This is a genomic window from Ochrobactrum sp. C6C9, from assembly GCF_022627935.1.
GTDB classification, from domain to species: domain Bacteria; phylum Pseudomonadota; class Alphaproteobacteria; order Rhizobiales; family Rhizobiaceae; genus Brucella; species Brucella teleogrylli.
On the sequence record NZ_JABXGB010000120.1, the window covers coordinates 1 to 295 of the forward strand.

Sequence of the window (295 nt, forward strand, 5' to 3'; positions counted from 1 at the left end):
CTGGAAGCCAGAAAGTCACTGCCGTACCGGCAAAGGATGCAAGACTGGAAGGTAATTCCAACGGGCGCCTGTGAACGAGCGCCTATTTCTTTCTGCCAGCCAGCGCGTCTTCGCCTTCCTGTTTATGCTCACGGCAAAACCAGAGCTGTCCAAAGGCCGTCTTGTAGCCAAACGAACCCCACGCTTTGCAGCCCTTCGAATCACAGTAGTGCTCAAAAAGCTTGCCGCCTTTGGTTGCGACGGTGTTCTCGCTCTTATATCCGCTCATTTTATCTCGGTGCCTTTGTTATCCCGA

General features: G+C 53.2%; 1 protein-coding gene. It reads left to right on the forward strand.

The annotated features are described in order from the left end of the window. Positions 1-70 precede the first annotated feature (70 nt). Positions 71-295 (forward strand): hypothetical protein (locus HWD97_RS24320; protein ID WP_371835819.1); only part of this gene is annotated, 225 nt, incomplete at its 3' end.